We start from the raw sequence: 6,408 nt of genomic DNA on the forward strand, positions 1-6,408 counted from the left end.
GCCGCGACCCATGCCCTTTATCACCTCAGGTTCAGTCGCTGCCCAACGCCTGGCGGATACGGCGGGCGACGTCCTGCAACTGCACGCCCACCTCATCCAGCTTCTCCCTTGGCAGCGAGAGAGCCGATCCCCCGCAGTTCAACGCAAACGGGCGTGAGCCGTGCAGCAGGATGGGCACTCCGACCGAATTGATCTCCTGCTTCCATTCCCCGACCGAGCGAACATAGCCATGCACGGCGTATTCGCTGACGGCGGTTTCGATGCCGGCCCGGGTGCTCTCGCTGTCGGGTTCATGGTCGCACAGCACGTCGACGATGCGCGATCGCGTCGCCGGATCCAGGCTTGCGAGGTAGGCGCGGCCCATCGCCGAGGTCGCCATCCGGATATGCGAGCCGATCTCGATGCCGAGATGCAGCGGGCTCGAACCACGGCATTCCTCGATATAGATCATCGTGCGCTGGTCGGGCGCGCCGAGTGCGACTGAGGCGCCGACGCGATCGGCCAATTCCTGCATCAGTGGCCGTGCGACATCCCGAATGGCCAGGTTGCCGAGCGCCGAGAAGCCGAGCGCCAGGGCTGCGGCAGACAGCGAGTACTGCCCGTTCATCGGTGAGTATTCGAGATAGCCGAGCTTGCTCAACGTGTAGGTCAGCCGCGAAATCGTCGATTTCGCCAGCCCGGTGCGGTCGGCAAGTTCCTGATTGCCCAGAGCGCGATCGCCGCGCTTGAAKGAGCGCAGCACATTCAGGCCGCGCGCCAGCGCTGTGACGAAGCGGGGGTCCTGGTCCTCATTCTCGCCCGGCAGGGCGGCGCCCACCGGCGTTTCGCGTTTGCGCATACTGCTTCGTCACCATCGCTCAGCTGATTGCGACCCAAAGAAGCGGGCCTTGAACCGATCCAACCGCCCGTGCCGGCTTGACGGTCTGATAGACCATATGCGAGAAAACTCAATAATGGAATTAAATTCCGATGAATGGAATTAGATGGCGCTCGACCCTGATGTGTTCCGCCAGTTGCTCGACGCGGTCGAGCGCTTCGTCCGCGAAAAGCTGAGGCCGAACGAGGCGCTCGTGTCGCAGAACGATCAGGTGCCGGCCGAGATCATTGCGCAGATGCGGGAGCTGGGGCTGTTCGGCATGGCGATTCCGGAGGCCTATGGCGGCCTCGAACTCACGCTTTCGGAAGAGGTCCAGGTCTCGTTCCTGCTTGGCGGAACATCTCCGGCCTTCCGCTCGATGATCGGCACCAATAACGGCATCGGCTCGCAAGGCATCATCATCGACGGCACCGAGGAGCAGAAAAGCCGCTATCTGCCTGAGATGGCGAGCGGGGAGCGCGTCGGCTCCTTCTGCCTGACCGAACCTGAAGCAGGCTCGGACGCGGGGTCGCTGCGCAGCTCGGCCCGGCGCGACGGCGATGACTTTGTCATCAACGGCACCAAGCGCTTCATCACRAACGCSCCGGWMGCCGGCMTCTTCACGGTCTTTGCGCGCACCGACCCTGACAGCAAAACGGCCGCGGGCATTTCAGCGTTTCTGGTCGATGCCGATCGCCCGGGCATCACGCTGGGCCGGACCGACAAGAAGATGGGGCAGCAGGGCGCCCATACCTGCGACGTGATCTTCGACAATGTCCGCGTGCCGAAGACGGCGATCCTTGGCGGGCCGGATTACGAGGGCAAGGGCTTCGTTACCGCCATGAAGGTGCTCGATCGCGGGCGCCTGACCATTGCCGGCGTCTGCGTCGGCGTCGCTGAGCGCTTGATTGCCGACAGTCTCGCCTACGCCATGGAGCGGCACCAGTTCGGCAAGCCGATCGCGGAATTCCAGCTGGTCCAGGCCATGTTGGCCGACATGAAGGCGGAGAGCTTTGCCGCGCGCTGCATGGTGGAAGAGACAGCGCGTCGGCGCGATGCCGGCCATGGCATCGCCACCGAGGCGGCCTGCGCCAAGATGTTCGCTTCCGAGATGGTGGGGCGTGTCGCGGACAAGGCCGTCCAGATCCATGGCGGAGCCGGATATGTCGCCGATGCCGGGATCGAGCGCTTCTACCGGGATGTGCGCCTGTTCCGGATCTACGAGGGTACGACCCAGATCCAGCAACTGGTCATCGCGAGGAACATGATCCGCGATGCCCGCCGGGCCGGTGCGGCCGCCTGATTCAACCGGGAGGCCGCTTACCGGGTCCCCGGACCCGCGGCTCAGGCGGGAGCCTCGTATCCGAACCATAGGGAGAGAAAAATGCGCGCAGTCATCTGCAAGGCGTTTGGGCCGCTGGAAGATCTCGTCGTCGAAGCGAAGGAATTAGGCGAGCCAGGGCCGGGCGAGGTGCGCGTCGCCATCGAGGCGGCGGGGGTCAATTTTCCCGACACGCTGATGGTCGAGGGCAAGTACCAAGTCAAACCGCCGCTGCCCTTTACGCCCGGCACCGAAGTCGCGGGCATCGTGCGCTCGGTCGGCGATGGCGTCACACATCTCGAGGTCGGCATGCCCGTCGTCGGCATGGTGGGCGTGGGTGCGTTCGCCGAGGAATGCGTGGTCAGTGCCGCACGGCTGATGAGGCGTCCCGCCAGCATGGACCCGGTCACGGCCGCCGGCTTTTCGATGACCTACGGCACCAGCATGCACGCTCTCAGGCAGCGGGCGCGGCTGCAGCCCGGAGAGACGCTTCTCGTCCTCGGTGCAAGTGGCGGCGTCGGCCTGGCCGCCGTCGAAATCGGCAAGGCGATGGGCGCCACCGTGATCGCAGCCGCAAGCAGCGCCGAAAAGCTGGAGGTGGCGCGCGCGGCCGGCGCGGATCACCTGATCAACTACGCAACTGAATCGCTCCGGGACCGCGTCAAGGAGCTCACGGCCGACAAGGGCGTCGACGTGGTCTACGATCCGGTCGGCGGGGATTTTCTGGAGCAGGCCGTGCGCGTGACCGCGTGGGAGGGCCGCGTTCTGGTCGTCGGTTTCGCCGCGGGCACCATTCCGCGCATTCCTGCAAACCTTCTGCTGCTCAAGGGCTGCGCACTTGTGGGGGTCTTCTTCGGGACGTTCGCCGCGCGCAACCGGCAGGCCAACAAGGAGAATTTTGCCCAGCTCTTCACCTGGTTCGAAGAGGGCAAACTGAAGCCGCTGATCAGCCGGACGCTTGATCTCGCCGATACGGTCGAGGCGCTTCAGCTGCTCGCTGCGCGCAGCGCCATCGGCAAGATCGTCCTCACGACCGGCCGGGCCCTGTCGTGAGAGCCACGAGCTATGCCGATATCGGCATCTTTGGCGTGCTCGGGCTCGATCTCCAGGAGTCGGCGGTCGGTCACGTCAAGGGCGGACTTCAGATCGGCCCAGAACATCTCAATCGGATGGGCTACGTCCATGGTGGCGTGCTCTGCACGATGATCGACTTCGCCGCCTGCGCCTCCGGCCTGCATGCCGAAGAGGGGCAGGCGCCGCGTTTTGCCATCACCATATCGCTGACCACGCAATTCACCCGGCCGGTCCGGGCCGGATGGCTGTCGGTCGAGGGGCGGACGATCTCGGCCGGCAAGTCGAGCTTCACCGCCGAGGCCCATGTCTTCGACAGCGACGGCGAGCGCATCGCCCACGGCATTGGCACGTTCCGCTGGCGGCCGGGAAGCCAGCCCAATCCTTCCACCCAGCATGCGGACAAAGCAGATGTTTGAGCTCAGGGACATCCACAAGCCGCGCCTGGCGGCATTGCAGCGCTTCATGGACGAGCATGTCTATCCCAACGAGGCAGTCTTCGAGCGCCAGCACGCCGCGCTGCCATCGCGGTGGGGCACGCCACCGATCCTCGGCGAACTGCAGCAGCGGGCGCGTGCCGAAGGGCTGTGGAATCTGTTTCTGCCCGACACGCGCTACGGGGCAGGGCTCAACAACCTGGACTATGCCCATTTCTGTGAGGTGATGGGCCGTTCCGCCATCGCGCCCGAGATCTTCAATTGCTCGGCCCCCGACACCGGAAATATGGAGACGCTGGTTCTCTATGGCACGGAAGGCCAGAAGCGGGACTGGCTCGAGCCGCTGCTCGACGGGGCGATCCGCTCCTGCTTCTCGATGACCGAGCCGGATGTGGCCTCGTCGGACGCCACCAATATTCAAACCGAGATCAGGCGCGACGGCGACGACTACGTCATCAACGGACGTAAATGGTGGAGTTCGGGCGCGCTCAGCGAGCATTGCAAGATCGCGATCGTAATGGGCCGGAGCAATCCGGATGCGCCCAAGCATCAGCAGCAGTCGATGATCCTGGTGCCGCTCGATACGCCCGGGGTCACCGTGGAACGGGCGCTGACGGTCTACGGCTATGATCATGCGCCGCATGGCCATGCCGAGATTACTTTCGAGAATGTCCGTGTGCCGGCCACCAACATGCTGCTTGGCGAAGGGCGCGGCTTCGAGATCGCGCAGGGGCGGCTCGGGCCCGGCCGCATCCATCACTGCATGCGTTCGATCGGCCTGGCGGAACGGGCGCTGGAGGCAGCCTGCCGCCGTGCCCTGTCGCGGACGGCTTTTGGCAAGCTGCTGGCGGACMAGGGCGTCGTCCGTGACCAGATCGCACGCTCGCGCTGCGAGATCGAGGCGGCGCGGCTGCTCGTCCTGAAGGCCGCGCATATGATKGACACGGTCGGCAACAAGGCCGCCCGCCGCGAGATCGCGATGATCAAGGTGGTAGCGCCGAACATGGCCTGCGACGTCATCGATCGCGCGATCCAGATCCACGGGGCGGCTGGCGTCTCCCAGGACCATTTCCTCGCCGCCGCCTGGGTCAAGTCCCGCAGTCTGCGCTTCGCAGATGGCCCCGACGAGGTCCATCGCGACAGCATCGCCCGCATGGAACTGAAGGCCTACCGCAACTGAGGTGCAGGCAATGTTCGACGTCCAAGGAAAGGTCGCTCTGATCACGGGCTCGTCGCGTGGGATCGGCAAGGCAACCGCGCAGCAACTGGCGCACAGCGGTGCCCGGGTCGTGGTGTCCAGCCGAAAGCAGGACGCCTGCGACGCCGTGGCCGGGGAAATCCGGGCGAGCGGCGGCGAGGCCATCGCCAAAGCCTGCCATGTTGGCTCGCATGAGCAGCTGAAGGGGCTCGTCGACCACGTCCTGGAGGTCTGGGGCGGGATCGACATCCTGGTCTGCAACGCGGCGATCAATCCGGTCTACGGACCCTTGTCCACCCTGCCGGACGAGGCCTTCACCAAGATCATGGCGGTCAACGTGCAGAGCGCGATCTGGCTCAGCAACCTCGTCCTTCCGCAGATGGCCGATCGCGGCGGCGGCGCCGTCATCATGATGTCCTCGATCGCGGGCCTGCGCGGCACCGGAGTCATTGGCGCCTATGGCATGTCCAAGGCCGCGGAAGCGGCCCTGGCGCGCAATCTTGCCGTCGAATGGGGCCCCAAGGGGATCCGGGTCAACGCGATCGCGCCCGGCATCGTGCGCACCGACTTCGCGCGGGAGCTGGTGGAATCGCCCGAGCGGCGCGCGCAGATGGAGCAGCGCACTCCCTTGCGCCGCTTCGGCGAGGTCGAGGATATCGCCGGTATCGTGCATTTCCTGGCCAGCCCGGCATCCGCCTACATCACCGGCCAGGTCATCGTCGCCGATGGCGGCGAAACCGTCAGCTGAGGTGCATGATGACCGCTCCCGTGGCCACCCTTGTCGACGTGATCGAGAACCACCGTTTCGACGAGGGAGCGCTGGCCCGCTGGCTCGACGCCCATGTCCCCGGTTTCGGCGGCCCGATTTCGGTGCGCCAGTTCCAGGGCGGCCAATCCAATCCCACCTTCCTGATCTCTGCGCCTGATCGACGCTGCGTGCTGCGCAAGAAGCCTCCGGGAAAGCTGCTGCCGAAAGCGCATCAGGTCGAGCGCGAGTTCCGGATCATCAGGGCGCTGGCGGGGACAGCGGTTGCTGTTCCGCAGGCATTGGCGCTTGGCGAAGACGCCGAGGTGATCGGGACAGCCTTCTACGTCATGGATTTCGTCGACGGGCGTCAGTTTGACAGCCTGGCGCTTCCCGACCTGCCGCGCGACGACCGCGCTTCGCTCAATTTCGCCGCCGTCGATACCCTGGCGGCGCTGCATGCGGTGGTTCCCGAGGATGTCGGGCTAGGAGATTTCGGTCCCTCCGGCGGCTATGTCGCGCGTCAGGTCGAGCGCTGGACCAAGCAGTATCGTTCCTCCTCGGAGGCCGGCGAGATCGCCGACCTGACCTGGCTCGCCGATTGGCTGCGCGAGCATTGCGGCGTGGCCGATGAAACCACGATCGTGCATGGCGACTACCGGATCGGCAATCTCTGCTACCGCCGCGATGGCCCGCAGGTGTCGGCGGTGCTCGACTGGGAACTGTCCACGCTCGGCCACCCGCTCAGCGATCTCGCCTATTACTGCATGCCCTATCATA

General features: G+C 65.4%; 7 protein-coding genes. 6 read left to right on the plus strand and 1 reads right to left on the minus strand.

Annotated elements, in window-relative coordinates; translation table 11 throughout:
* Positions 1–31: 31 nt before the first annotated feature.
* Positions 32–838, minus strand: a complete 807-nt coding sequence (locus tag AC1DJT_RS33165; protein WP_441493481.1) for an IclR family transcriptional regulator — start codon at positions 836–838, stop codon at positions 32–34.
* Between the two features lie 145 nt (positions 839–983).
* On the opposite strand from AC1DJT_RS33165, the gene AC1DJT_RS33170 reads away from it, so the two are divergent.
* From AC1DJT_RS33170 to AC1DJT_RS33195, 6 genes are all read left to right on the plus strand, one after another.
* A complete protein-coding gene (locus AC1DJT_RS33170) occupies positions 984–2,159 on the plus strand; it encodes an acyl-CoA dehydrogenase family protein (RefSeq protein WP_476835736.1) in 1,176 nt (391 codons plus the stop codon).
* 81 nt (positions 2,160–2,240) lie between these two features.
* The gene (locus AC1DJT_RS33175) at positions 2,241–3,230 is read left to right on the plus strand and encodes an NADPH:quinone oxidoreductase family protein (RefSeq protein ID WP_476770378.1); all 990 of its coding nucleotides are present in this window, start codon (positions 2,241–2,243) and stop codon (positions 3,228–3,230) included.
* Positions 3,227–3,667 carry a PaaI family thioesterase gene (locus AC1DJT_RS33180; protein ID WP_441508606.1) on the plus strand — a complete coding sequence of 147 codons (441 nt, stop codon included), beginning with the start codon at positions 3,227–3,229 and terminating at the stop codon, positions 3,665–3,667. The genes AC1DJT_RS33175 and AC1DJT_RS33180 overlap by 4 nt, the downstream gene beginning before the upstream one ends.
* Positions 3,660–4,865 carry an acyl-CoA dehydrogenase family protein gene (locus AC1DJT_RS33185; RefSeq protein ID WP_476835737.1) on the plus strand — a complete coding sequence of 402 codons (1,206 nt, stop codon included), beginning with the start codon at positions 3,660–3,662 and terminating at the stop codon, positions 4,863–4,865. Before AC1DJT_RS33180 ends, AC1DJT_RS33185 begins: the two co-directional genes overlap by 8 nt.
* 10 nt (positions 4,866–4,875) lie before the next feature.
* Entirely contained in the window at positions 4,876–5,631 is a 756-nt protein-coding gene (locus tag AC1DJT_RS33190; protein WP_441508604.1) for an SDR family NAD(P)-dependent oxidoreductase, read from the plus strand.
* A gap of 8 nt (positions 5,632–5,639) precedes the next feature.
* The coding region (locus tag AC1DJT_RS33195) for a phosphotransferase family protein (protein WP_476835738.1) at positions 5,640–6,408 on the plus strand (769 nt) is incomplete at its 3' end.

This window comes from Allobosea sp. 05T422_2 (genome assembly GCF_056396265.1).